The organism is Streptomyces sp. WM6372 (assembly GCF_001279655.1).
Classification (GTDB): Bacteria; Actinomycetota; Actinomycetes; order Streptomycetales; family Streptomycetaceae; genus Streptomyces.
The window spans coordinates 25,852-49,840 of record NZ_LGDB01000171.1; the positions used below are offsets into that span (position 1 = coordinate 25,852).

The window sequence follows — 23,989 nt, forward strand, 5'->3', positions numbered from 1 at the left end:
CGGCCCGCAGGCCTTTACGGCAACCTTATGTGCCGGGTTTCCGCAGGTGGAAGCCAGGGGGAGAGCTCCCACCCGCGGGAGGCGCCGGGTCAGTGGGGCAGCGTCGCCGGGGAGCCGCCGTTGGCCTCGTAGCCGGCGACCGCGAGGGCGCGGAACACCGCGTACTGGGCCGCCGGGTCCGCGGAGGCCGACCACGGGAGGGCGCCGACGTAGCCGTCGATGTGGCGGACCTGCTCCATCGCCTCCGCCCAGCGCTCCATCGGCACGAGGAACGACAGCAGCATGTGCCGTACGTGCGCCAGCATCGGGTCGTCCTGGCGGGCGGAGTGCACCGCGTACAGCGCGCCCTCCACGGCCCGGGTCACCACCGAGCCCTGCCAGAAGTTCGTCAGGACGACGTCGGGCACGTGCTCGTACACCGCGAACAGCGGCAGCGCCGCCAGCAGCGAGCCCCGCGGGGCGCGGGCGGCCGCCGCGTGCGCGAAGGCGTCCGCCTTCTCCCGCGAGCCGTGCCACTTCTCGCACCAGTAGTGCAGCGCCGCCAGGTGCGCGCCCATGTGCGCCGGCGCCACGTCGATGACCTTCGCCCAGAGCGCGTCGAACTCCGCCTCCGAGTACCCCAGGGCCCGCGCCACCGCCAGCTCCGTGATGTACGGGACCGGGTCGCCCGGCGCCAGCAGCGCCGCCTTGCGGCACGCCTCCCGGGCCTCCTCCAGGATGATCCGGTGGTCCGTGGAGCCCACGCCGCCCGAATGCCGCCACGCCTGCTGCACCAGCAGCTCCGCGTGCACCTGCGCGCCGCCCGGGTCCTTCTCCGCCTCCAGCCGCCAGGCCTTCAGCCAGCGCGCGCCGACCCCGGGCTCCGCGACCAGCTCCAGCGCCGCCGCCCCACCGAAGGCCTGGACCCGCTGCCAGCGCAGCTCACCCTGCTTCGGGGTCCCGGCCAGCAGCTGGGACGCCGCCTGCCACTGCCCGGTGCGCTGCACGGCGTCCAGGGCGTCCATCAGGTCCTCGTCGGCGCCCGGGACCCGGATGTCCAGGCGCTCCTGGCGGGCGAAACCGTAGTTCTCGGGGTCGGCCGCGTCCGGGCTGTCCGGCGCGACCAGGCGCAGGTTGCCGCCCCGCCTGCGCCGTACGTACGGGCTGAAGGCGGCCACGAGCAGGCCGAGCGCGATCAGGAACCACAGAATCTCCATGCCCCCCAGCGAACCAGACGCACCCGAGCGAAGGCCAATGCCCCACCCCGCCGTCCGGCCCGGCACCCCATAAGCTCTGCCCATGAGCGACGACAGCCACGAGCACCAGAGCTTCGAGACCCGCGCGATCCACGCGGGCAACACCGCGGACCCGCAGACCGGCGCGGTCGTGCCCCCGATCTACCAGGTGTCCACGTACAAGCAGGACGGCGTCGGCGGACTCCGCGGCGGCTACGAGTACAGCCGCAGCGGCAACCCGACCCGCACCGCGCTGGAGGAGAACCTCGCGGCGCTGGAGGGCGGGGCCCGCGGCCTGGCCTTCGCCTCCGGCCTCGCCGCCGAGGACTGCCTGCTGCGCACGCTGCTCTCCCCGGGCGACCACGTGGTCATCCCGAACGACGCCTACGGCGGCACCTTCCGCCTCTTCGCGAAGGTCGTCTCCCGCTGGGGCGTGGAGTGGTCGGTGGCCGACACCTCCGACGCGGAGTCCGTACGGGCCGCCCTGACCCCGAAGACCAAGGTCATCTGGGTCGAGACCCCCTCCAACCCGCTGCTCGGCATCACCGACATCGCCGTCGTCGCCGACATCGCGCGGTCGGCCGGCGCCAAGCTGGTCGTGGACAACACCTTCGCCTCGCCCTACCTCCAGCAGCCCCTCGCGCTCGGCGCGGACGTGGTCGTGCACTCGCTGACCAAGTACATGGGCGGCCACTCCGACGTGGTCGGCGGCGCCCTGGTGGCCGCGGACGCGGCGCTGGGCGAGGAGCTGGCGTACCACCAGAACGCGATGGGCGCCGTGGCCGGCCCCTTCGACTCCTGGGTCGTGCTGCGCGGCATCAAGACCCTCGCGGTGCGCATGGACCGGCACGCGGAGAACGCGGAGAAGATCGTGGAGGTGCTGAAGCGCCACCCGAAGGTCACCAAGGTCCTCTACCCGGGCCTGGCCGAGCACCCGGGCCACGAGATCGCCGCCAAGCAGATGCGCAACTTCGGCGGAATGGTCTCCTTCCAGGTCGCCGGCGGCGAGGAGGAGGCCGTCGCGGTCTGCGGGCGCACCAAGATCTTCACCCTGGCCGAGTCCCTCGGCGGCGTCGAGTCCCTCATCGAGCACCCGGGCCGCATGACCCACGCCTCGGTGGCCGGCTCGGCCCTGGAGGTCCCGGCGGACCTGATCCGCGTCTCGGTGGGCATCGAGAACGCCGACGACCTGATCGCGGACCTGACCCAGGCCCTCGGCTAGTCCTCGGCCAGTCCTCGGCCGGTCACTTCGGTACGAGTGCGGTACGACGAGGGCCGCCGGGCGGTGGCTACCAGCCCTGGAGGGGCGGGGAGACACCGCTCGGCGGCACCTCCCACGGGCGGGTCAGCGAGGCCCACACCGCGAAGGCCACGGCCGCCGCGGCGAGCAGCGTCCAGCCGCACCGGCGCAGTGCCCGCCGGCGGCGCAGCAGCCGGCCCCCGCGGGCCGCGGCATGCGCCGCCAGCCCGGCCGGAACCACCGGGCGGGGGCCCTCCAGCAGCCGCCTGACCTGGTCCTCCTTGCGCTCGCGGGCGCTCATGCCGCCTCCTGGGAGCGCAGGGCGGCCACGGCCCGGGCGCACAGGGACCGCACCCGCTCGACCGGCAGCCCCAGCTGGGCGGCCGTGACCTCCTCGGCGACGCCCTCGTACACGCGCAGCACCAGGACGAGCCGCTCCAGCGGGCCGAGCGGCGCGAGGACCCCCGTACCGCCGTGGTGGCGCCGGCCGGTGCGGGCGAAGGCGGCGCACAGTTCCTGGCGGGTGCGGTCGTACGGGTCGTCGCCGCGCACCCGGTGCCACTGCGCGTACGTACGGGCCAGTGCGCCCGCGAGCAGCCGGCGGGCGGCGGCGGGCTCGGCCTCCGGCTCGGCGGTCAGCAGGAGGGCGACGTGCAGGAGCCGCCCCGCCGCACCTGCGACGAAGGCCTCGAACTCCGCGTAGGTGCCCGGCCCGTGGTCGTCCACAGGCCACATAGTGCGGGCAGCGGGACCGCCCGGCCAAGAGGTCGGACGGACTCCGGATCGAGCCGGCGGATCAGGAGGCGGGGCCCGCCTCCGACGCGGCGCCCATCAGCTCCGACAGCGAGCCGTTGAACCGGGTCAGCAGCCCGGTGAACGACTCGCGCTCCTCCTCGGACCAGCCGTCCGTCACCCGGGCCATCAGCTCGCGCCGCGAGGAGCGGACCTCCTCCAGCCGAGCGAGCCCGCGCGGGGAGAGCGCGAGGACCACGGCCCGCCCGTCCTCGGGGTGCGAGGTGCGCTTGACCAGGCCGCTGTCGACGAGCGGCGCGACCTGGCGGGTGACGGTCGAGGAGTCGATGCCCATGCCGCCGGCGAGCGCCTTGACGCCCATCGGGCCCTCCAGGTCGAGCCGGTTCAGCAGCAGGTACGCGGCGCGGTCCATCGAGTTGCGGGCCTGGCCGACCCCGCCCAGGCGGGTCTGCTCGGCGCGACGGGCGAAGACGGCCACCTGGTGCTGGAGCGCGTCGAGGAGCCCGGCTTCGGCGGACGCCTCGGCCGCCGTGGGCAGGTCGGAATTGGCCGGGTTGGAGGGCATGGCCGTGAGCTCTCTTCGCGTGGGTCCGACAAGGTTGGGGGACAGAGTACGCGGCCGTGGGGCGGCCCGTACGCCTCGTACGAGAACTGATACGGGCAGTGCGGACCGAGGCTGCGAGCCCGTCCCCGATGGCCTGATTTCGCCCCCTGTGGGCCCCGGAGTCCTGCCCTCCGGCGCCGGTCGGCCCGCACAGGTGAACGGTCCGGAAGGTCCGGCTCCGCTGCGCGGTCCCGCCGCCGGTTCCGCTGCCGGTTCCGCCGCCGGTTCCGCCGCCGGTTCCGCTGCCGGTCCCGCCGGTCCCGCCGCCGGCTCCGCCGCCCCGGTCCGCTGCCCGGAGCCGTGATCGCCGGGGGCTGCGAGACTGGCGGCATGAACTACCGCGTGCCCGTGCCCGTTCCGCAGGTCATCCTCGACGACGTCCGGGGGGCCCAGAAGATGCTCTCGGGCGTCGCCCGGGTCACGCCGATGGAAGGCAGCCGGCACCTGACCGCCCTCACCGGCTCCCCGGTCCACTTCAAGTGCGAGAACCTCCAGCGGACCGGCTCCTTCAAGCTGCGCGGCGCGTACGTGCGCATCTCCGGCCTGCGCCCCGAGCAGCGGGCCGCCGGCGTGGTCGCGGCCAGCGCCGGCAACCACGCCCAGGGCGTGGCCCTGGCCTCCTCCCTCCTCGGCGTCCGCTCGACGGTGTTCATGCCGGTCGGGGCGCCGCTGCCGAAGGTGGCGGCGACGCAGGAGTACGGGGCCGAGGTGCGGATGCACGGGCAGGTCGTCGACGAGACCCTGGCGGCGGCCCAGGAGTACGCGGACCGCACCGGGGCGGTGTTCATCCACCCGTTCGACCACCGCGACGTCATCGCGGGCCAGGGCACGGTCGGCCTGGAGATCCTGGAGCAGTGCCCGGAGGTGCGGACGATCCTCGTCGGCGTCGGGGGCGGCGGCCTCGCGGCGGGCATCGCGGTCGCGGTGAAGGCGCTGCGGCCGGACGTGAAGGTGATCGGCGTCCAGGCGGAGGGCGCCGCCGCCTACCCGCCCTCGCTGCGGGTCGGGCACCCGGTCTCGATCGACAACCCGGTCACGATGGCCGACGGGATCAAGGTCGGCCGCCCCGGCGACATCCCCTTCCACATCATCGGGGACCTCCTCGACGGCGTCCGCACCGTCTCCGAGGACGCCCTCTCCAGCGCCCTGCTGCTCTGCCTGGAGCGCGCCAAGCTCGTCGTCGAACCGGCCGGGTGCAGCCCCGTGGCCGCCCTGCTGAGCCGGCCCGAGCTGTACGGGGGCGGCGGCCCGGTGGTGGCGGTCCTGTCCGGCGGGAACATCGACCCGCTGCTGCTCCAGCGGATCCTGCGGCACGGCATGGCGGCGGCGGGCCGCTACCTCTCGCTGCGGCTGCGCGTGGCGGACCGGCCGGGGGCGCTGGCCGGGCTCCTGGCGGTGCTGTCGGCCGTGGACGCGAACGTGCTGGACGTGAGCCACGTACGGACCGACCCGCGGCTGGGGCTCACGGAGGTGGAGGTGGAACTGCACCTGGAAACCAAGGGCCAGGAGCACTGCGCCGAGGTCGCGCGCTCCCTCCACGCCGCCGGATACACGGTGATGAGCTAGCTCTTGTCCCCTTCGCCGGTCACACGGACGTGCGGAACCCGTCCGTTTGTGTGAGACTCCCGGCCACGTTGACAAGGGGTGGGAGTCTCTCGGTGCACATAGGCGTCAGACCGCAAACGGCGGCAGTCATCGCTCTGGCCGCCGCGGCGGCCCTCGCGCTCGCGGGCTGCTCGTCCTCCGACGGCTCCGGCACGTCGGCGTCGAACCCCGAGGCCGCCGCGTCCCGGTCGGCCAAGCCCTCCCCGAAGGGCACCGGGGAGCCGATCGGCCGCCACGCCGTGGACGACCAGGTCAAGGCCGCGCTGCGCCTGGCGGGGCTGGACCCCGATCAGGGCAAGGGCTCGGGCGACACGAGCAAGACGAAGAACGAGAGCGTGGTCGACTGGACCGCGGTCACGACCACGCAGCGGGCGGAGGCGGCCCTGCCGCGGCTCGACGAGCAGCTCAAGCGTCTCGGCTGGCGGGAGACGGCGCCGCAGAGCTACGAGAAGACGGACTGGGTGCTGCTCATCGGCAGCACGAAGCAGTCGAGCACGGTGAACCTGAAACCGGGCGAGAGCCAGATCACCGTGAACGGCACCTACCTCGGGGCGGGTTGACGCCCGCGGGCCGACGCCCGTAGTCGACGCCCGGGCGACGCTTGACCCGCGCCCATAAGATTTGCCTAGGAAAGTACCGGTTTTCTGGCCCGATGCACCCAGGGGGAATCCCTATGCCAGGCGCCATCTACGCCGAAGGCCTGGTCAAGACCTTCGGCGAGGTACGGGCACTGGACGGCGTGGACCTCGACGTCCCCGAAGGCACCGTGCTGGGGCTGCTCGGCCCCAACGGCGCCGGCAAGACCACGGCCGTGCGCGTCCTGACCACCCTCCTGCGGCCCGACAGCGGCAAGGCCGTGGTCGCCGGCATCGACGTCCTCAAGCACCCCGACGAAGTCCGCCGCTCCATCGGCCTCTCCGGTCAGTTCGCGGCCGTCGACGAGTACCTGACCGGCCGCGAGAACCTCCAGATGGTCGGCCGGCTCTACCAGATGACGGGCAAGGCGGCCAAGGCCCGGGCCGGCGAACTGCTGGAGCGGTTCCACCTCGCCGACGCCGCCGACCGCACCGCGAAGACGTACTCCGGCGGCATGCGCCGGCGCCTGGACCTCGCGGCCGCACTGGTCGTCCGCCCGCCGGTGATGTTCATGGACGAGCCGACCACCGGTCTCGACCCGCGCAACCGCCAGCAGCTCTGGGACGTCATCCAGGAGCTCGTGGCCGGCGGCACCACCCTCCTGCTCACCACCCAGTACCTGGAGGAGGCCGACCACCTCGCGCACGACATCTGCGTGGTCGACCAGGGCAAGGTCATCGCCCGCGGCACCTCCGACCAGCTCAAGGCCCAGACCGGCGGCGAGCGCGTCGAGGTCGTCGTCCACGAGCGCGACCACATCGCCGAGGCCCGCGCGGTGCTCGCCGGTTTCGGCAAGGGCGGGACCACCGTCGAACAGCACACCCGCAAGCTGACCGTCCCGGTCAGCGGCGGCGCCAAGCTGCTCGCCGAGGTCATCCGCGAGCTGGACCGCCGCGGCATCGAGATCGACGACATCGCCCTGCGCCGGCCGACCCTCGACGACGTGTTCATCTCCCTCACCGGCCACGCGGCCGCCCTGAACGACGAGGAGGCGGAGAAGTGACCGGCACCTCCCCGCCCCCCGAGCTCGCGGCGCCCCGCCCCCGCGGCGGCATCGTCCAGGGCGTCAGCGACTCCCTGGTCATGGCCAAGCGGAACCTGATCCGGATGTCCCGGATCCCCGAGATGATCATCTTCGGGGTCATCCAGCCGGTCATGTTCGTCGTGCTCTTCAGCTACGTCTTCGGCGGCTCGATCAGCGTCGGCGGCAGCACCTCGCCCGCCGCCTACCGCGAGTTCCTGATGGCCGGAATCTTCGCCCAGACCGTCACCTTCGCCACGGCCGGCGCGGGCGCGGGCATCGCGGACGACATGCACAAGGGCCTGATCGACCGCTTCCGCTCGCTGCCCATGGCCCGCGGCGCGGTCCTGACCGGCCGCACGCTGGCCGACCTCGTCCAGACCACCCTCACCCTGGTCGTCCTGGCCGTCGTCGCCGTACTCGTCGGCTGGCGCACCCACACGAGCGTCGGCGAGGTGCTCGGCGGCTTCGCCCTGCTGCTCCTGCTCGGGTACGCCTTCTCCTGGATCGGGGCGCTGATCGGCCTGTCGGTGCGCACCCCGGAGGCGGCCACCTCGGGCGGGCTGATCTGGCTCTTCCCGCTGACGTTCATCTCGATCGCCTTCGTCCCCTCCGACAACATGCCGCCCTTCCTGCGGCACATCGCGGAGTGGAACCCGTTCAGCGCCACCGTCCAGGCGTCCCGGCAGCTGTTCGGCAACCTCCCGCCGGGGTACGAGGCCCCCGCGGCCTGGCCGATGCAGCACCCGGCGCTCGCGTCGGTCCTGTGGTCGGTGCTGATCATCGTGGTCTTCCGGACCCTTTCGGTCCGCAAGTACCGCTCGGCGACCGCGTAGCCCCCGGGCCCGCCGAGGCCCGCACGGGAGCACGGGAACGCGGGAACACGGGAAAGCCCCCGCCGGACCGGTCCGGCGGGGGCTTCCTCGTACGCGTGGGGTGATCAGCCGGTGAAGGGCTTGACGTCGAGGATCTTGACGGTGGCCTTCTTGCCGTTCGGCAGCTCGTACTCGGCGTTCTCGCCGATCTTCTTGCCCATCACACCGGTGCCCAGCGGGGACTGCGGGGAGTAGGTCTCGAAGTCGGACGACGCGTACTCGCGCGAGGCGAGCAGGAAGGACATGGTGTCGTCCTCGTCGCCGTCGAAGGCGATGGTGACGACCGTGCCGGGCGCGACCTCGCCGTCGGAGGCGGGTGCGGTGCCGACCTTGGCGTTCTCCAGGAGCTGCGTCAGCTGGCGGACGCGGAGCTCCTGCTTGCCCTGCTCCTCCTTGGCCGCGTGGTAACCGCCGTTCTCGCGCAGGTCGCCCTCCTCGCGGGCGGCTGCGATCTTGGTGGCGATCTCCGTGCGTGCGGGACCAGAGAGGTAGTCCAGCTCGGCCTTCAGCTGGTCGTACGCCGCCTGGGTCAGCCAGGTGACGCTCTCGCTCGTCTGGGTCACGGGTGCTCCTCGTCGGTACAGGGGACTACTTGTCCGCCAGCGGCGGGCGAAACCACGAGCCTAACAATTCGGGAAGAAAAGGGGGAGGACACCATGTGTATGAAGTGTGTCATCGGGCCCGTGAGCAGGAAAGAGCTCAGCCAGACGTCGGCGTGGTGCCCTGGCCCGCCGCCTGGCAGCCCACGAGTTCGATCATCGTGGCCCGGCCGGTGGTCTTCAGCGAGAGCATCTCGTCCACGCGCGTGTCCTTCTGCCCGAAGGTGAAGTCCGCGCGGCCCACCTCGGCGTGGTCCTCGTTCTGGGAGCTGAGGGTGCACACCCCGGTGACACCGGCGTCCTTGCGCACCTCCAGGTGCACCTTCACCTCGGTGTCGGAGACCACCTGGAACTTGATCACCTCGGCGCTGACGCTCTGGCCTGCGACGTAGTCCCAGCCGATCCAGCCGACCAGGCCCAGCAGCCCGACGCCCAGCACCGACCCGACGATCTTGAGCTTGCGGTCCGCACGCTCGTCCGCCGACCGGCCGTACCGGCCCTCGGGCAGCCCCTCGCGCAGCGCGCTCATTGATCGTTCCTTTCGGGAGGGCGTGTAGGTCGTCGACTCCGGTCGATCCCGGGGGCAGCCCCGGAATTTTTCCACCCCCCGATTCGGTCACTATAGGAGGCGAACGCCCTGACGACTCAAAGAGGATCCTGTCTTGACCGAGCAGCTTCGACTGATGGCCGTCCATGCCCACCCCGACGACGAGTCGAGCAAGGGCGCGGCCACCATGGCCAAGTACGTGTCCGAGGGGGTTCCGGTGCTGGTGGTGACCTGCACGGGGGGCGAGCGCGGCTCGATCCTCAACCCCAAGCTCCAGGGTGACAAGTACATCGAGGAGAACATCCACGAGGTCCGCGCCAAGGAGATGGACGAGGCGCGCCAGATCCTCGGCATCGAGCAGGAGTGGCTGGGCTACGTCGACTCCGGCCTGCCGGAGGGCGACCCGCTGCCCCCGCTCCCCGAGGGCTGCTTCGCCCTGGAGGACGTGGACGAGGCGGCCGGCCGCCTGGTGAAGAAGATCCGCGCCTTCCGGCCGCAGGTCATCACCACGTACGACGAGAACGGCGGCTACCCGCACCCCGACCACATCATGACCCACAAGATCTCGATGGTGGCCTTCGAGGGCGCCGCGGACACCGAGAAGTACCCGGAGGCCGAGTTCGGCCCGGCGTACCAGCCGCAGAAGCTCTACTACAACCAGGGCTTCAACAAGCCGCGCACCGTCGCCCTGCACGAGGCGCTGCTCTCGCGCGGCATGGAGTCCCCGTACGGGGAGTGGCTGGAGCGCTGGAAGGAGTTCGAGCGCTCCGAGCGGACCCTGACCACGCACGTGCCGTGCGCGGAGTTCTTCGAGATCCGCGACAAGGCGCTCATCGCGCACGCCACGCAGATCGATCCGGACGGCGGCTGGTTCCGCGTGCCGATGGAGATCCAGAAGGAGGTCTGGCCCACGGAGGAGTACGAGCTCGCGAAGTCGCTCGTCGACACTTCCCTCCCCGAGTCCGACCTCTTCGAGGGCATCCGGGAGAATGCGTAGCCATGAACGCTACGCAGGCAGCACTGACCGAGCTCCTTCCGCTGGCGGGTGACACCTTCGACAAGAACAAGGTGACCCCCGGAGTCCTGGGCTTCATCGTGTTCGCGGCCCTCGCCCTGGCGGTGTGGGGCCTGATGAAGTCGATGAGCCGGCACATGGGCCGGGTCGACTTCCAGGAGGCCCCCGAGGCCGGAGCGGCGCCCGCCGCCCCGGCGGCGGACCGGGCCCCGTAGGAGCCGTTGCGCCGCTCCTGCCGCGGACCGGCCCGTAGCGGAGCCGCTCCCGTACCTGCCTCCGGGTGGTGAGCCGCCGCCCTCCCGTGCCACGGGTGGGGCGGCGACAGCGCGCCGCCCGCGCGGGCCCCGCGAGCGCCGGGCGGATCCGCGACGGGCGGGGCCGTACCGCGGTCGGCCGCCTTCGGCCCGCGTGGCCGTACGGCCCACCGGTCATGCCGCCGGCGGGGCGGGCGGCATCGGGACGCCCATGATCTCCCGCGAGTGCAGGTTCGGGACCAGCCCGAGCCGCCACGCCTGCCAGCCCTCCGCCGGGTCCACCCCGCGCCCCAGCACCACCGCGTAGGTGTCCAGGCCGTCGTCCAGCCGCCCGTCCCGCATCGCGTGCGGCGCCGCGGCCAGCCGGGCCAGCTCCGCCCGGGCCTCCTCCACGCCCGCGCCCGGGAGCGCGTACGGAAGCAGGGTGCAGCGCAGGAAGCGGGCCCAGTCCTCCCCGCGCCGGTCCCCGTACGAGATGAACAGCCGGGCCGCCTCCTCGCACAGCCCCAGGGCCTGGGACACCCGCCCGTTGCCCGCGTCCACCACCGCCAGCTCCAGGCAGGTCCACGCCTCCCCGTGCGCCAGCCCGATCCGCCGGAAGTCCGCCCGCGCGTCCATCAGCAGCTGCCGCGCGAACCCGGAGTTGCGCAGGTTCCCCGTCTGAGCCGCCCGCTGGTCGCGCGTGACCCGGCCCGAGTGGTGCCGGGCGTGCGCCAGCCCGTACACGTCCCGCATCCGCGAGAACATCGTGCGGGCCCGCTCCAGCTCCCGTACCGCCTGGTCGCGCTCGCCGCCCTCCTCCAGCGCCTGCCCGAGGTAGTACAGCGTCCAGGCCTCGCCGCGCGCGTCCTCCTGCTCCCGGTGCTCGGCCAGCGCCTCGCGCAGCCGCTCCACCGCCGGCCCCGGGTCCCCGTCGACGACCCGGGCGCGGCCCAGCTGGGTCAGCGCCCAGGCCTGGCCGCGCTCGTCGCGCGTGCGCCCGTACAGGTCGAGGGCCAGCTTCAGCTCCGCCTCCGCTCCGGGGACGTCGCCGAGCCGCAGGTACACCTGCCCCAGCTGGAAGTGCGCCCACGCCTCGCCGTGCACGCTCTCGCTCTCCCGGTGCAGGGCCAGGGATCGCTCCAGCAGCTGCACCGCCTCGGCCAGGTGCGCCCGGTCCCGCTCCACCGCCGCCAGGGCGTGCAGGGCCCACGCGCGGTCGCCGGCCAGCTCGTCCGGCTCCTGGAGCACCAGCGCCTCGCGGATCCGGGCGGCGGCCTCCGGGAGCTGGCCCTGGTGGTGCAGGGTGATGCCGAGCGAGATGAGGGCCATGCCCGCCCCGGCGTCCTGGTGGGCCTCCCGGTACTGGTCGACCACCGAGGTCAGCGTGGTCCGGGCCTTGTCCAGCTCGCCGAGCTGGCGGGCGGCGATGCCGGTGCGCCACTGCACGGAGCGGACCAGCCGCCCCTGGCCGGGCTCGCCCCGGCGCGCGGCCTCCACCGCCAGCGTGAGCTCGTTGATCTCGCCGAGCCGGTACAGGTCCCCGCGCAGCAGGCAGAAGTCGCAGAGCGCGCCGAGCAGGTCCAGTACGGCTTGCTGGTCCACGTCCTCCGAGTGCCGCAGCGCGGCCGTGATGAAGCTCGACTCGTCGTCCAGCCAGCGCAGCGCCGCGTCGAGCGAGGCGAAGCCGTGCCCGCCGAAGTGGTTCGCGCGGGTCGACATCTTCCCGTCGACCATGCGGATCACCGCGTCGGCGAGCTGCGCGTAGTTGCGGATCAGGCGGCCGTGCGCCGCCGAGGACTCGGCCCGGTCCTCGTCCGCCGTGAGCCGCGCCGCCGCGTACGAGCGCACCGCGTCGTGCATCCGGTACCGCTCCCCGCGTACGTGGTCCAGCAGGCCCGCCTGCGCCAGCTCGCGCAGCAGCAGCCCGGCCGCCGCCCGGTCCGCGTCGATCAGCGCCGCCGCGGCCGACGGGCCGAGCGAGGCCCGCCCGGCGAGCGTGAGCCGCCGCAGCAGCCGCCGGCGCTCCTCGGGGAGCCGTACGTAGGCCAGGGCGAGCGCCCCCTCCAGCGCATCGGCGGCGTCGCCCGCGGCGCCGGAGCCCTCCTCCCCGGCCGGTCCGAGCGGGGCCAGTACGCGCAAGGCCAGCGGGAGCCCGCCGCCGAGCGCGAGCAGACCCCGCAGGGCCTCCTCCTCGTACGGGGCCGTACCGGCCGCCTCGGCCCCGGCGTGGACCAGCTCCGCTCCCTCCGCCTGCGCCAGCCGCTCCACGGGGAGCTGGTGCACCCAGGCCGAGAGGCCGGGCAGCTCCAGCGGCTCCCGGGCGGTCACGAGCACCAGGCTCTCCGACCGCTCCGGCACCAGCAGCCGGACCTGCTCCGCGTCCACCGCGTCGTCCAGCAGCACCGTCACCGGCAGCCCTTGGAGGTGCTGGTGGTACAGCTCGCCCAGGCGCCGTACCTGCTGCTCCGCCGAGGACCCCTCGCGGAACAGCAGCTGCTCGCGCGGGGCGCCGAGCCGGTTCAGCAGGTGCAGCAGCGCCTCCCGGATCGGCAGCGGCGCCTCCCCGCTGAGCGAGCCGCCCCGCAGGTCCACCACGCAGGCCCCGCGGAACTGGTCGCGCAGTGCGTCCGCCGCCCGCAGCGCCAGGGCCGTGCGGCCCACGCCGGGCTCGCCGTGCAGCACCACGACCACCGGGCGGGTCTCCGTACTGGCCCGGGCCGCCTGCACCCACTGCGCGATCCGGGTCAGCTCCGCCCGCCGGCCCGCGAACGCGGCCGCGGTCTGCGGGAGTTGGCCGAAGGACTGCTCCAGTACGCTGCGCCGCCGGGCCTCCGCGCTGCGGTCGGTCCCGCGCAGCTGGGGAGCGGCGGGCCGGGAAGGCTGCCGGGGCGCCCGCGCCGCGGCGGCCACCGCGCGCTGCTGCTCCAGGAACGGGCGTATCCCGCGCACCTCCAGCGCCGTCAGCCACTGGAGTCGCAGCTGTTCCGGCCCGCCGGGCCGGCCGCGCACCCCGGCCCGGCGGTTCGCGGCGGGCAGGTGCAGGGCGGTCACCTTGGCGACCGTGGCCGCCGCCCCGGCGATGCCGGTGACGGCGCCGGCCGCCAGCGCGGTACCCGCCGCCACTCCGAGCGACAGGTCGGCCCCGACGGCCGCGGCCGCCGCGACCGCCGTCACGAGCAGTGCCGTTGAGGTGTTGCCGCGCCGGAAGGCCTCGCCGAGGGACTCGTCCCCGGCCGCCGCCTCGTCCAGGGCCCGTACGTACGCCTCGTACTCCTCGCCGGCGCTCGCCGCGAGCGCGTCCAGCGCCTCCAGGCCGCGCGCCATCAGCGCCGCCTTGTCGACCGGCGCGCCGGCCCCGGCGCCCCGCCGGGCCTCCTCGTCCACGGCCCGCTCCAGCAGTCGCTCGGCCTCATCGCGATGGCTGTCCCGCATCCGCATCCCCCTCAAGAGAGCTCCGGCAACGTGGCCCCAAGTGTCCGCCGGGACCGCCGTGAGCGCGAGGGAATCTGAGCTAGATCAGAGGGAGTTGCCCCAACTCCCCGCGCTCACGCGCATATATGTACGTTCCACCTCGCGGATGCGGCCTCCGCCCGACGCGGGGCGGCCGGACCGGCAGGTGCGGGGCGGCCGGACCGGCAGGCGCGGGCCGCGACCGGCGCCGGGTGGCACGCCGTCGTCCGGTCCCGGCCGCGTCCGGCCCGGTGCGCGAGGATGGGACCATGTCGAACCGCCTCGCTCATGAGACCTCGCCGTATCTGCTGCAGCATGCGGACAATCCCGTCGACTGGTGGCCGTGGTCGCCGGAGGCGTTCGCGCAGGCGCGGGAGCGGGGGGTGCCCGTCTTGCTCAGCGTCGGGTACAGCAGCTGCCACTGGTGCCATGTCATGGCGCACGAGTCCTTCGAGGACGAGTCGGCCGCCGCCTACATGAACGAGCACTTCGTCAACATCAAGGTGGACCGCGAGGAGCGGCCCGATGTCGACGCCGTCTACATGGAGGCCGTGCAGGCCGCCACCGGGCAGGGCGGCTGGCCCATGACCGTGTTCATGACCCCCGACGCCGAGCCCTTCTACTTCGGGACGTACTTCCCGCCCGAGCCCCGGCACGGGATGCCTTCCTTCATGGAGGTCCTCGAAGGCGTGCGGACCGCCTGGGTGGGGCGGCCCGAGGAGGTCGCCGAGGTCGCGCAGCGGATCGTACGGGACCTCGCCGGACGGCAGTTGGACTACGGGAAGGCCGGTACGCCCGGCCCCGAGGAGCTGGCCCAGGCGCTGCTCGGGCTGACGCGGGAGTACGACGCCGCCCGCGGCGGCTTCGGCGGGGCGCCGAAGTTCCCGCCGTCCATGGTGCTGGAGTTCCTGCTGCGCCACCACGCGCGCACCGGGGCGGAGGGGGCCCTGCAGATGGCCGCCGACACCTGCGAGGCGATGGCCCGCGGCGGGATCTACGACCAGCTGGGCGGCGGGTTCGCCCGGTACTCCGTCGACCGGGAATGGGTCGTTCCGCACTTCGAGAAGATGTTGTACGACAACGCGCTGCTGTGCCGCGTGTACGCGCACCTCTGGCGGGCCACCGGGTCGGACCTCGCGCGCCGCGTCGCCCTGGAGACCGCCGACTTCATGGTGCGCGAGCTGCGCACCGCCGAGGGCGGTTTCGCCTCCGCGCTCGACGCCGACAGCGAGGACCCGCGGACCGGCGAGCACGTGGAGGGCGCGTACTACGCCTGGACCCCCGCCCAGCTCGCCGAGGTGCTCGGCGCGGACGACGCGGCGCTGGCCGCCGCGTACTTCGGGGTGACGGACGAGGGCACCTTCGAGCACGGTGCGTCCGTACTCCAGCTGCCGCAGGACGGGCCGGTCGTGGACGCCGGGGCGGTCGCCGGGATCCGGCAGCGGCTGCTCGCGGCGCGCGCCGAGCGGCCCGCGCCCGGCCGGGACGACAAGATCGTCGCCGCCTGGAACGGCCTGGCCATCGCCGCGCTGGCCGAGTGCGGGGCGTACTTCGACCGGCCGGACCTGGTCGAGCGGGCGACGGAGGCCGCGGACCTCCTGGTGCGGGTCCACTTCGACGCGGCGGCCGGCCGCGCCCGGCTGGCCCGGACCAGCAAGGACGGCCGCGTCGGCGCCAACGCCGGGGTCCTGGAGGACTACGCCGACGTCGCCGAGGGCTTCCTCGCGCTGGCGGCCGTGACCGGCGAGGGCGTCTGGCTGGAGTTCGCCGGGTTCCTCGTCGACCTGGTCCTGGACCTGTTCACCGCCGAGGACGGCTCCCTCTACGACACCGCGCACGACGCCGAGCAGCTCATCCGCCGCCCCCAGGACCCGACCGACACCGCGGCCCCCTCCGGCTGGACGGCCGCGGCCGGCGCGCTCCTGTCGTACGCCGCGCACACCGGTTCCGAGGCGCACCGCACGGCGGCCGAGCGGGCCCTCGGCGTGGTGCACGCGCTGGGTCCGCGCGTCCCGCGCTTCATCGGGCACGGGCTCGCGGTCGCCGAGGCGCTGCTCGACGGTCCGCGCGAGGTGGCCGTGGTGGGTCATCCGGAGGATCCGGCGCTGGCGGGGCTGCACCGGACGGCGTTGCTGGGGACGGCTCCCGGGGCCGTGGTGGCGGTCGGGCTGCCGCGGGCGGCCGACGGCAGCGGGGGCGAGTTCCCCCTCCTGGCCGAGCGCACTCTCGTACGCGACCTTCCGACGGCGTATGTGTGTCGACATTTCGTCTGCGCGCGGCCTACGACGGACCCGGTCGAGCTGGCTGATCAGTTGGGTGTGCTTCATCCCTGAATCCGCCGGAGTACCGTCAATTCCGGTTGCCTGTCCGACAGTTCGGAAACCTGGTTTTTATCCTCGCGGCTCCTGAGTTTCATATTCGCTGCCTACTCTCGTGTCTGCGGACGTCACTGGAGCCGCGGAGCAGGCGCACTGGGGGGTGCGTCCGAGGGGGAGCTGGGGGAAGCAGGGGCGGGGGGGCCGGGGGGCCCGCCTTGATCCCCTGGGGGGTTTGCCGATCGCCGCCTGGCGTCGCGGCATGTCTGTGGGGGACGTTTTGTACACCTCTGTCGTCATATCCATGATTTCGTTTGCGCTCTTCTGGATGGCCGCCTTCACGCTGTGGTGGCAGATGCACGCGTGGCGCACGCCCGAGACGCTCGCCTCCACCCGGTTCGACCGCCCCGACGGCGAGGGCCGGCTGGCGTTCTCGCTGCTCCTGCCGGCCCGGCACGAGCAGGCGGTCCTGCGCCACACGATCGAGCGGCTGCTCGAATCGAGCCACGGCGACTACGAGATCATCGTCATCGTCGGGCACGACGACCCGGAGACCGCCGCCGTCGCCGAGGCCGCCGCCGCGCGGGCGCCCGACCGGGTACGGGTCGTCGTCGACCACCACGAGGCCAAGAACAAGCCGAAGGCCCTCAACACCGCCCTCCCGCACTGCCGGGGTGACATCGTCGGGGTCTTCGACGCCGAGGACCAGGTCCACCCCGAGCTGCTCGCGCACGTCGACCACGCCTTCCGCTCCACCGCCGCCGACGTGGTCCAGGGCGGGGTCCAGCTCATCAACTTCCACTCCTCCTGGTACAGCCTGCGCAACTGCCTGGAGTACTTCTTCTGGTTCCGCTCCCGGCTGCACCTGCACGCGGAGAAGGGGTTCATCCCGCTCGGCGGCAACACCGTCTTCGTGCGCACCGAGGTGCTCCGCGAGGCCGGTGGCTGGGACCAGAACTGCCTCGCCGAGGACTGCGACCTGGGCGTACGCCTCTCCTCGGTCGGCAAGAAGGTGGTCGTCGCCTACGACAGCGACATGGTCACCCGCGAGGAGACGCCCGGATCGCTGATGAGCCTGCTCAAGCAGCGCACCCGCTGGAACCAGGGCTTCCTCCAGGTCTACCGGAAGAAGGACTGGCAGCAGCTGCCCGGCCGCGGCCAGCGCTGGCTGGCCCGCTACACGCTGATGACCCCGTTCATGCAGGCCGCCTCCGGGGTGATCATCCCGCTCAACTTCGCCGTCGCGGTCCTGCTCGACGTGCCCGTCGGCATCGCGATCATCACCTTCCTCCCCATGATCACGGCGATGGTGACGTTCGTCTTCGAGATCGTCGGCCTGCACGACTTCGGCCGCCAATACGGCCTGCGCGTCCGCTTCGTGCACTACCTCAAGCTCGTCGTCGGCGGCCCGTTCTACCAGGTGATGCTGGCGGGCGCCGCGATCCGGGCGGTCTGGCGCGAGCAGCGCGGCCGCAACGAGTGGGAGCTCACCAGCCACACCGGCGCCCACCTCGCTCCGATCAGCGCCACCGCCGGCGTGTCCACCGCCGGTGCGTCCACCGCGATCCGAGAGGACAGCCACCGGTGACCGCCACCCTGCCCACGGCCACTGATCCCCAGCCCGGCGCCGCCACGGCCCTCGTCGAACCGCGCGTCCCCGCCCAGCGCGGCCCGAGCGGCCCCGGCGGCCCCGGCAGCCGCGGCGGCCTCGGGGTCCGGCCGCCCGCCCCGGCCCACCCCCTCGTCCGCTTCCGCTCCTCCCGCCCCGACCTGCTGCTCTGCGGGGCGGTCCTGCTCGCGATCGTCCTCGTCCAGGGCTGGAACATCACGCACTTCCCGACCCTGAGCGACGACGAGGGCACGTACCTCGCCCAGGCGTGGGCCGTCCAGCAGGGCGACGGCCTCGCCCACTACACGTACTGGTACGACCATCCGCCGCTCGGCTGGATACAGATAGCGGGCCTGACCTACCTGCCCTCCCTGCTCGTGCCCGACTGGATGACCGTCGCGCCGATGCGCTTCTCGATGCTCGCGGTCTCCGCCGCAAGCTCCGTGCTGCTCTACGTCCTCGCCCGCCGGCTCTGGCTGCCGCGCTGGGCGGCCGGACTCGCGATGGCCCTCTTCGGGCTCTCCCCGCTCTCCGTCGTGCTCCAGCGGGAGATCTTCCTCGACAACCTCGCCGTGATGTGGATGCTGCTGGCCTTCTGCCTGGCCGCGTCCCCCAGCCGCCACCTGTGGCACCACTTCGGGTCGGGACTCGCGGCCGCCACTGCCGTCCTGACCAAGGAGACGATGCTGGTGGTGCTCCCGGCGCTGCTGGTGACCATGTGGCGCCACAGCCACCGCGACACCCGCAAGTTCGCCGTCACCGGGGCCGTCACCGCCTGCGCGCTCATCGGGCTCTCGTACCCCTTGTACGCGCTGCTCAACAGCGAGCTGCTGCCCGGCGCCGGACACGTCTCGCTGATCGACGGCATCACGTACCAGATGAGCCGGCCGGGCTCGGGCTTCATCCTCGCCCCCGGCTCCGGTTCGAACGGCGTGTTCCGGTCCTGGCTGTACTACGACACCGTCCTGCCGCTCGGCGGGCTGGCCGGCGCGCTCCTGCTGCTCGCCACCCTGCGGTGGTCGGTCACCGCCCGCGCGCTCGCCGGCCCGGCGCTCGCCGCGGTCCTCCTCGCGGCCGTCGCGATGCGGCCCTCCGGCTACCTGCCGGCGATGTACGTGATCCAGGCGCTGCCGTTCCTCGCGCTGGTCCTCGCCGGGGGCGCGGCCAGCGTCACGCACGCCGTGCTGCGCCGCCGCCGCGCTCCGGGGGAGCGCCGGGCGCTGACGTACGGGCGCCGGGTGCTGATCGGCGTGCTCGCCGCGGCCGCCGCGGTGTACGTCCTGCCGCGCTGGTACGAGGGCGACCGCACCGCGCTCACCGCCGACGCGAACGCCCCCTACCGGCAGGCCGCCGCCTGGCTCGGCCGGGAGGTCCCCGACCCCGGGCGCACCCGGGTCCTGGTCGACGACGCGCTGTGGCTGGACGCCGTGCACCACGGCTTCGAACCCGGGCCCGGCGCCATCTGGTTCTACAAGGCGGACCTCGACCCCGCCGTCACCAAGACCCTGCCGCGCGGCTGGCGCGACATCGACTACGTCGTCTCCTCGCCCACCGTCCGCCGGGACGCGGTGGACCTGCCCAACGTGAAGGCCGCGCTGGAGCATTCGACGGCGGTCGCCGTCTTCGGCTCCGGCGAGGACCGCATCGAGATCCGCAGGACCGACCGAGCCGACGGGAGCTGATCCGCCATGAGCGAGGACCTGTGGACCCCGCATGCCCCGATCGATCCGGAAGTCTCCATTCCGCAGGAGGGGGAGCCGGCGGCGGGCGGCGTGGCGGCGGGCAGCGTCACCCTCATCGTCCCGACCTTCAACGAGGCGGGGAACATCGGCGAGTTGCTGAGCCGGCTCGCCGGCTCGCTCCCCGCCCGACTGCCCTGCCAGGTGCTGTTCGTGGACGACTCCACGGACGACACCCCGGCCGTCATCGAGAAGGCAGCCCTCGACCTGCCCTTCCCGGTGTCCGTCCTGCACCGCGAACGGGCGGTCGGCGGCCTCGGCGGCGCCGTCGTCGAAGGCCTGAAGCGGGCGGACACCGACTGGATCGTCGTCATGGACGCCGACCTCCAGCACCCGCCCCACCTCGTGCCCGAACTCGTCGGCGAGGGCGAGCGCACCGGCGCCGACCTCGTCGTCGCCTCCCGCTACATCCCCGGCGGCAGCCGGGCCGGACTCGCCGGGAACTACCGCGTCGCCGTCTCGCGCGGCGCGACCTGGCTCACCAAGGGGCTCTTCCCGCGCGCCCTGCGCGGGATCAGCGATCCGATGAGCGGCTTCTTCGCCATGCGCCGCCCGTTGGTCACCACGGACGCCCTCAAACCCCTCGGCTACAAGATCCTGCTGGAGCTGGCGGTCCGCAGCCGGCCCGCCAAGGTCGCCGAGGTGCCCTTCGTCTTCCAGGACCGCTACTCGGGGGAGTCCAAGTCCGGCGCCCGCGAGGGGCTGCGCTTCCTCGCCCACCTCGCCGCGCTGCGCTCCGCGACCCCGCTGGCCCGGATGATCGGCTTCGGGCTGATCGGGCTCTCCGGCTTCGTCCCCAACCTGTTCGCGCTGTGGCTGCTCACGCACGCCGGGGTGCACTACCTGCCGGCCGAGATCGCCGCCAACCAGGCCGGGGTGCTCTGGAACTTCGTCCTCATCGAGACCCTGCTCTTCCGCGACCGGCGCCGCCACCGCCACTGGGCGGACCGGATCGGCCGCTTCGCCCTGCTGGCCAACGCCGACCTGCTGCTGCGCATCCCGCTGATCGCCCTGTTCGTCGGCAGGTTCGCCATGGAGGTGCTGCCCGCCACGGCCCTGGCCCTGGTCACCACCTTCGTCCTGCGGTTCGCGGCCACCGAGGCCCTCGTCTACCTGCCGCGCAAGGCCCGTACCGCACGCACCACCAGGAGTTGAGCCGAACAGAGCCGCCGTACAGAGCCGCCGCACAGAACAGAAGGGAACTCGTCCATGCCAGCGAACATCCGGCGGAAGGCCGGGCGGCGCGCCGCCCTGGCCGCCGTCGGGGCGATGACCGCGGGCCTGCTGCTCACCGCACCGCAGCAGGCCACGGCCGGACCGCCCAATCTGCTCACCAATTCCGGTTTCGAGACCGCCGGCGCACCCGGCGAGGACATGCCGTCCTGCTGGGAGAAGTCCGGCTGGGGCGACAACGACTTCACCTACGCCACCGTCGCCGACGCGCACAGCGGCAGCAAGGCCATGAAGGTCTCGCTCACCCGCCGCCTCAGCGGCGACCGCAAGGCGCTCGTCACCGAGAACACCACCTGCGCGCCCACCGTCGTACCGGGCAAGCAGTACGACCTGTCCGCCTGGTACAAGTCGAACACCCCGGACGTGTCGGTGACCGTCTTCCGCCACGACACCACCGCGGGCTGGCAGTACTGGACCGACCTGCAGAATCCGCCGGTCAGCGCCGGATGGGCGCGCACGCAGGTCCGTACGCCCACCGTCCCGCCCGGTACCGACAAGATCACGTGGGGGCTCTCGGTCTACGGGGTGGGCACGCTCACCACCGACGACTACGCACTGGAGGAGGTGGGCGCGGCCCCGCCGCAGCCCACCTGCACGGGCACGCCCGACGAGTGCGCCAAGGGCAAGTGGGAGGTGATCCCCGCCAAGAACCCGGTGCGCTCGATGCACGCGGTGGTGCTGAAGAACGGGAAGGTGCTGCTGATCGCGGGCTCGGGCAACGACATCGCCCAGTTCAACGCGGGCACGTTCACCTCGGCCGTGTACGACCCGGCGAACGGGTCCTTCAAGACGATCCCCACACCGGTGGACATGTTCTGCTCGGGGCACGTGCAGCTGTCGGACGGCCGGGTGCTGGTCATGAGCGGCAACAAGGGGTACCCGTCCGCCGACGGCAAGGTCGGCTACCAGGGGCTGAAGGACAGTTACGTCTTCGACCCGGCGACCGAGGCGTACACGAAGACCAACGACCTGAACGGCGGGCACTGGTACCCGTCGGCGACGGTCCTCGGCAACGGCGACGTGATCACCTTCGGCGGTCTGAAGGAGGACTCGACGGGCAACGTCACCGCGGAGAGGTTCTCGGCGGCGCAGGGCAAGTGGCTCCCGATGAACGAGGTCAACCAGACCTGGTCGTACTGGGGCCTGTACCCGTCGATGATCCTGATGCAGGACGGGCGGCTCTTCTACTCCGGCAGCCACACCTTCGGCAACGGCACGCAGGGCAGCGGCGCGTCGATCTACGACTACAACGCGAACACGATCACGGACGTGCCCGGCCTGCGCAAGAAGGACGAGCGCGACGAGTCGGCGAGCGTGCTGCTGCCGCCCGCCCAGGACCAGCGGGTCCTGACGATCGGCGGCGGCAACAACGAGTCCAACCCGGCGGCGAACCGGCTCACCGAGCTGATCGACCTCAAGGCGGCGAGCCCCGCGTACACCGCCGGACCGGACCTGCCGCAGGGCCTGGTCGACGTGGGCGGGGTCAAGAGGGCGCAGACCGGGGCCGAGGGCAAGATGTACGTGTCGGCCGTACTGCTGCCGGACGGCAAGGTGCTGGAGACGGGCGGCGGGCTGCACGACCGGGCCGATCCCGTCTACGAGGCCTCGTTCTTCGACCCGGTGACCAACACCTACAAGGCCGGACTGCCGGCCGACCCGATCCCGCGGACGTACCACTCGGGCGCCTTCCTGCTGCCCGACGGGCGGGTCATGACGGTCGGCGACAACCCGGGCAACGGCACCTACAACAACAACGTGTCGATCTACACCCCGCCGTACCTCTTCAAGGGCGCGCGCCCGAAGCTCACCTCGGTGATCGACACGCAGTGGGTGTACGGGGACACGCAGCGGATCACCGTCGACCGTCCGATCGCCAAGGCGGAGCTGATCCGCCCGGCGGCGGTCACGCACTCCTCGGACCCGAACCAGCGGTACGTGGACCTGCCGTTGTCGGTGGTGAACAACACGACCGTCGACCTCAACGTCACCAGCAACCCGAACCTGGCGCCGCCCGGCTGGTACATGCTCTTCGGGGTCGACGCGAACGGCATCCCGTCGGTGGCGACCTGGGTGCACCTGGGCGGCGCGTCGGCGCTCGCGGCCACCGAGGAGGCCCCGTCCCCGCACGTCCACGACTTCGCGGACGCGCCGCAGGCGGCCCCCAAGCAGAACCCCGGGAAGCGGGACTCGGTGCCGGTTGCCCCGAGCGTGGCCGGCTGCGACCGGCACTACGGCACGGCCGGCCTGTGCGTGCCGACGAAGTTCCCGGCGGAGGTGAAGGAGACCACGAAGGCCCGCTGCGACTGGCTGGCCTCCCACCGGTACCCGAAGCGCATGAAGGTCAACGGCGGTGACCCGCTGCGCCTGGACCCCGACGGCGACGGCTACGCCTGCACGTAGCCGCACTTGGCCGCACCGGCAGAGCGGAGCCCCGCCGCACACCGCGACGGGGCTCCGCTCGTACTGCTGGCGCTGGAGCTAGTGCTGGTAGGCGGCGAGCGAGATGCCGACGTAGTGGGCCACGAAGGCGGCCAGGGTCAGGGAGTGGAAGACCTCGTGGAAGCCGAAGAAGCGGGGGGAGGGGTTCGGGCGCTTGATCCCGTAGATCACGCCGCCCGCGCTGTAGAGGAGCCCGCCGACGATGACCAGGACCAGGACGGCGATGCCGCCGGTGCGCAGGAAGTCGGGCAGGAAGAAGACCGCCGCCCACCCCATCGCTATGTAGCAGGGGGTGTACAGCCAGCGCGGGGCGCCGACCCAGAAGACGCGGAAGGCGATGCCGGCCGCGGCGGCGATCCACACCGCCCACAGGAGCGTCCGTCCGGTGGAGGGCGGGAGCAGGAGCACCGTCAGCGGGGTATAGGTCCCTGCGATGATCAGAAAAATGTTGGCGTGGTCCAGACGCCGCAGGATGGCCTCACCCCGCGGACCCCAGGTGCCGCGGTGGTACACCGCGCTGACGCCGAACAGCAGGCAGGCCGTGAGGATGTACACCCCGCACGCCACCCGCGCCCGCGTCGACTCGGTGAAGGCCATCAGCACCAGGCCCGCGACGACCACGGCGGGGAACATCCCGGTGTGCAGCCAGCCGCGCATCAGCGGCTTGGCTTCCGGTGCCTCGGAGGCGTCGGGTGCGACGGGCTCGGCGTCGACCGGCACGGCGGCGGCGTCAGAAGTCATGGCCGCCATGCTACCTACGGGTGCGTAGGTTTCCGTTAGTGCGCTTTACGGAAGATTGACGGGAGTGGCGATGCTCACGTGAGAGGCCCCCTGGACATATGCGCACACGCACCGGATG

General features: G+C 72.8%; 20 protein-coding genes. 12 read left to right on the forward strand and 8 right to left on the reverse strand.

Annotation, left to right across the window (positions count from 1 at the left end):
- Positions 1-89: 89 nt before the first annotated feature.
- The gene (locus tag ADK52_RS13660) at positions 90-1,196 is read right to left on the reverse strand and encodes a hypothetical protein (RefSeq protein ID WP_053690050.1); all 1,107 of its coding nucleotides are present in this window, start codon (positions 1,194-1,196) and stop codon (positions 90-92) included.
- Between the two features lie 82 nt (positions 1,197-1,278).
- On the opposite strand from ADK52_RS13660, the gene ADK52_RS13665 reads away from it, so the two are divergent.
- Entirely contained in the window at positions 1,279-2,436 is a 1,158-nt protein-coding gene (locus ADK52_RS13665) for a cystathionine gamma-synthase (protein ID WP_053690051.1), read from the forward strand.
- Positions 2,437-2,503: 67 nt separating this feature from the next.
- Here the strand turns inward: ADK52_RS13665 and ADK52_RS41425 are convergent, their stop codons facing one another.
- The 3 genes from ADK52_RS41425 to ADK52_RS13680 form a co-directional block, all read right to left on the reverse strand.
- Positions 2,504-2,755: a hypothetical protein gene (locus ADK52_RS41425; protein WP_053690052.1), complete on the reverse strand. Its 252-nt coding sequence runs from the start codon at positions 2,753-2,755 to the stop codon at positions 2,504-2,506.
- Positions 2,752-3,180: a sigma factor-like helix-turn-helix DNA-binding protein gene (locus tag ADK52_RS41430; protein WP_324615912.1), complete on the reverse strand. Its 429-nt coding sequence runs from the start codon at positions 3,178-3,180 to the stop codon at positions 2,752-2,754. The genes ADK52_RS41425 and ADK52_RS41430 overlap by 4 nt, the downstream gene beginning before the upstream one ends.
- A 70-nt stretch (positions 3,181-3,250) precedes the next feature.
- Positions 3,251-3,772 carry a MarR family winged helix-turn-helix transcriptional regulator gene (locus tag ADK52_RS13680; RefSeq protein WP_053690054.1) on the reverse strand — a complete coding sequence of 174 codons (522 nt, stop codon included), beginning with the start codon at positions 3,770-3,772 and terminating at the stop codon, positions 3,251-3,253.
- 369 nt (positions 3,773-4,141) lie between these two features.
- Here ADK52_RS13680 and ilvA point away from each other — a divergent pair, with 369 nt between their 5' ends.
- From ilvA to ADK52_RS13700, 4 genes are all read left to right on the forward strand, one after another.
- Positions 4,142-5,377 (forward strand): threonine ammonia-lyase, encoded by a 1,236-nt coding sequence (ilvA, locus tag ADK52_RS13685; protein WP_053690055.1) that lies wholly within the window; start codon positions 4,142-4,144, stop codon positions 5,375-5,377.
- A 92-nt stretch (positions 5,378-5,469) separates the two neighbouring features.
- Entirely contained in the window at positions 5,470-5,976 is a 507-nt protein-coding gene (locus ADK52_RS13690; RefSeq protein WP_053690056.1) for a hypothetical protein, read from the forward strand.
- Positions 5,977-6,089: 113 nt separating this feature from the next.
- A complete protein-coding gene (locus tag ADK52_RS13695; protein ID WP_053690057.1) occupies positions 6,090-7,055 on the forward strand; it encodes an ATP-binding cassette domain-containing protein in 966 nt (321 codons plus the stop codon).
- The gene (locus tag ADK52_RS13700) at positions 7,052-7,909 is read left to right on the forward strand and encodes an ABC transporter permease (protein ID WP_053690058.1); all 858 of its coding nucleotides are present in this window, start codon (positions 7,052-7,054) and stop codon (positions 7,907-7,909) included. Before ADK52_RS13695 ends, ADK52_RS13700 begins: the two co-directional genes overlap by 4 nt.
- 104 nt (positions 7,910-8,013) lie before the next feature.
- Here the strand turns inward: ADK52_RS13700 and greA are convergent, their stop codons facing one another.
- The gene (gene greA, locus ADK52_RS13705; RefSeq protein ID WP_053690059.1) at positions 8,014-8,511 is read right to left on the reverse strand and encodes a transcription elongation factor GreA; all 498 of its coding nucleotides are present in this window, start codon (positions 8,509-8,511) and stop codon (positions 8,014-8,016) included.
- Positions 8,512-8,647: 136 nt separating this feature from the next.
- Positions 8,648-9,076 carry a DUF4307 domain-containing protein gene (locus ADK52_RS13710; protein ID WP_053690060.1) on the reverse strand — a complete coding sequence of 143 codons (429 nt, stop codon included), beginning with the start codon at positions 9,074-9,076 and terminating at the stop codon, positions 8,648-8,650.
- A gap of 133 nt (positions 9,077-9,209) precedes the next feature.
- Between ADK52_RS13710 and mca the strand changes: the two genes are divergently transcribed.
- Both mca and ADK52_RS13720 read left to right on the forward strand, forming a co-directional pair.
- Positions 9,210-10,091 (forward strand): mycothiol conjugate amidase Mca, encoded by an 882-nt coding sequence (mca, locus tag ADK52_RS13715; RefSeq protein WP_053690061.1) that lies wholly within the window; start codon positions 9,210-9,212, stop codon positions 10,089-10,091.
- Positions 10,092-10,093: 2 nt separating this feature from the next.
- Positions 10,094-10,324 carry a hypothetical protein gene (locus tag ADK52_RS13720; protein ID WP_053690062.1) on the forward strand — a complete coding sequence of 77 codons (231 nt, stop codon included), beginning with the start codon at positions 10,094-10,096 and terminating at the stop codon, positions 10,322-10,324.
- Between the two features lie 213 nt (positions 10,325-10,537).
- Here the strand turns inward: ADK52_RS13720 and ADK52_RS13725 are convergent, their stop codons facing one another.
- The gene (locus ADK52_RS13725; protein WP_199828496.1) at positions 10,538-13,777 is read right to left on the reverse strand and encodes a tetratricopeptide repeat protein; all 3,240 of its coding nucleotides are present in this window, start codon (positions 13,775-13,777) and stop codon (positions 10,538-10,540) included.
- 287 nt (positions 13,778-14,064) lie between these two features.
- Between ADK52_RS13725 and ADK52_RS13730 the strand changes: the two genes are divergently transcribed.
- The 5 genes from ADK52_RS13730 to ADK52_RS13750 all read left to right on the forward strand — a co-directional run bounded on the left by ADK52_RS13730 (position 14,065) and on the right by ADK52_RS13750 (position 23,091).
- Positions 14,065-16,128, forward strand: a complete 2,064-nt coding sequence (locus ADK52_RS13730; protein WP_053690064.1) for a thioredoxin domain-containing protein — start codon at positions 14,065-14,067, stop codon at positions 16,126-16,128.
- Positions 16,129-16,414: 286 nt separating this feature from the next.
- Positions 16,415-17,698, forward strand: a complete 1,284-nt coding sequence (locus ADK52_RS13735) for a glycosyltransferase (protein ID WP_420714858.1) — start codon at positions 16,415-16,417, stop codon at positions 17,696-17,698.
- Positions 17,695-19,401, forward strand: a complete 1,707-nt coding sequence (locus ADK52_RS13740; protein ID WP_053690066.1) for a phospholipid carrier-dependent glycosyltransferase — start codon at positions 17,695-17,697, stop codon at positions 19,399-19,401. Before ADK52_RS13735 ends, ADK52_RS13740 begins: the two co-directional genes overlap by 4 nt.
- 6 nt (positions 19,402-19,407) lie before the next feature.
- Positions 19,408-20,613, forward strand: a complete 1,206-nt coding sequence (locus ADK52_RS13745; protein WP_078988299.1) for a glycosyltransferase — start codon at positions 19,408-19,410, stop codon at positions 20,611-20,613.
- A gap of 54 nt (positions 20,614-20,667) precedes the next feature.
- On the forward strand, positions 20,668-23,091 hold the full coding sequence (locus ADK52_RS13750; RefSeq protein WP_234343730.1) for a galactose oxidase-like domain-containing protein: 2,424 nt from the start codon (positions 20,668-20,670) through the stop codon (positions 23,089-23,091).
- A 78-nt stretch (positions 23,092-23,169) separates the two neighbouring features.
- On the opposite strand, the gene trhA is transcribed toward ADK52_RS13750, so the two are convergent.
- The gene (gene trhA / locus ADK52_RS13755; protein WP_420714859.1) at positions 23,170-23,880 is read right to left on the reverse strand and encodes a PAQR family membrane homeostasis protein TrhA; all 711 of its coding nucleotides are present in this window, start codon (positions 23,878-23,880) and stop codon (positions 23,170-23,172) included.
- Positions 23,881-23,989 lie beyond the last annotated feature (109 nt).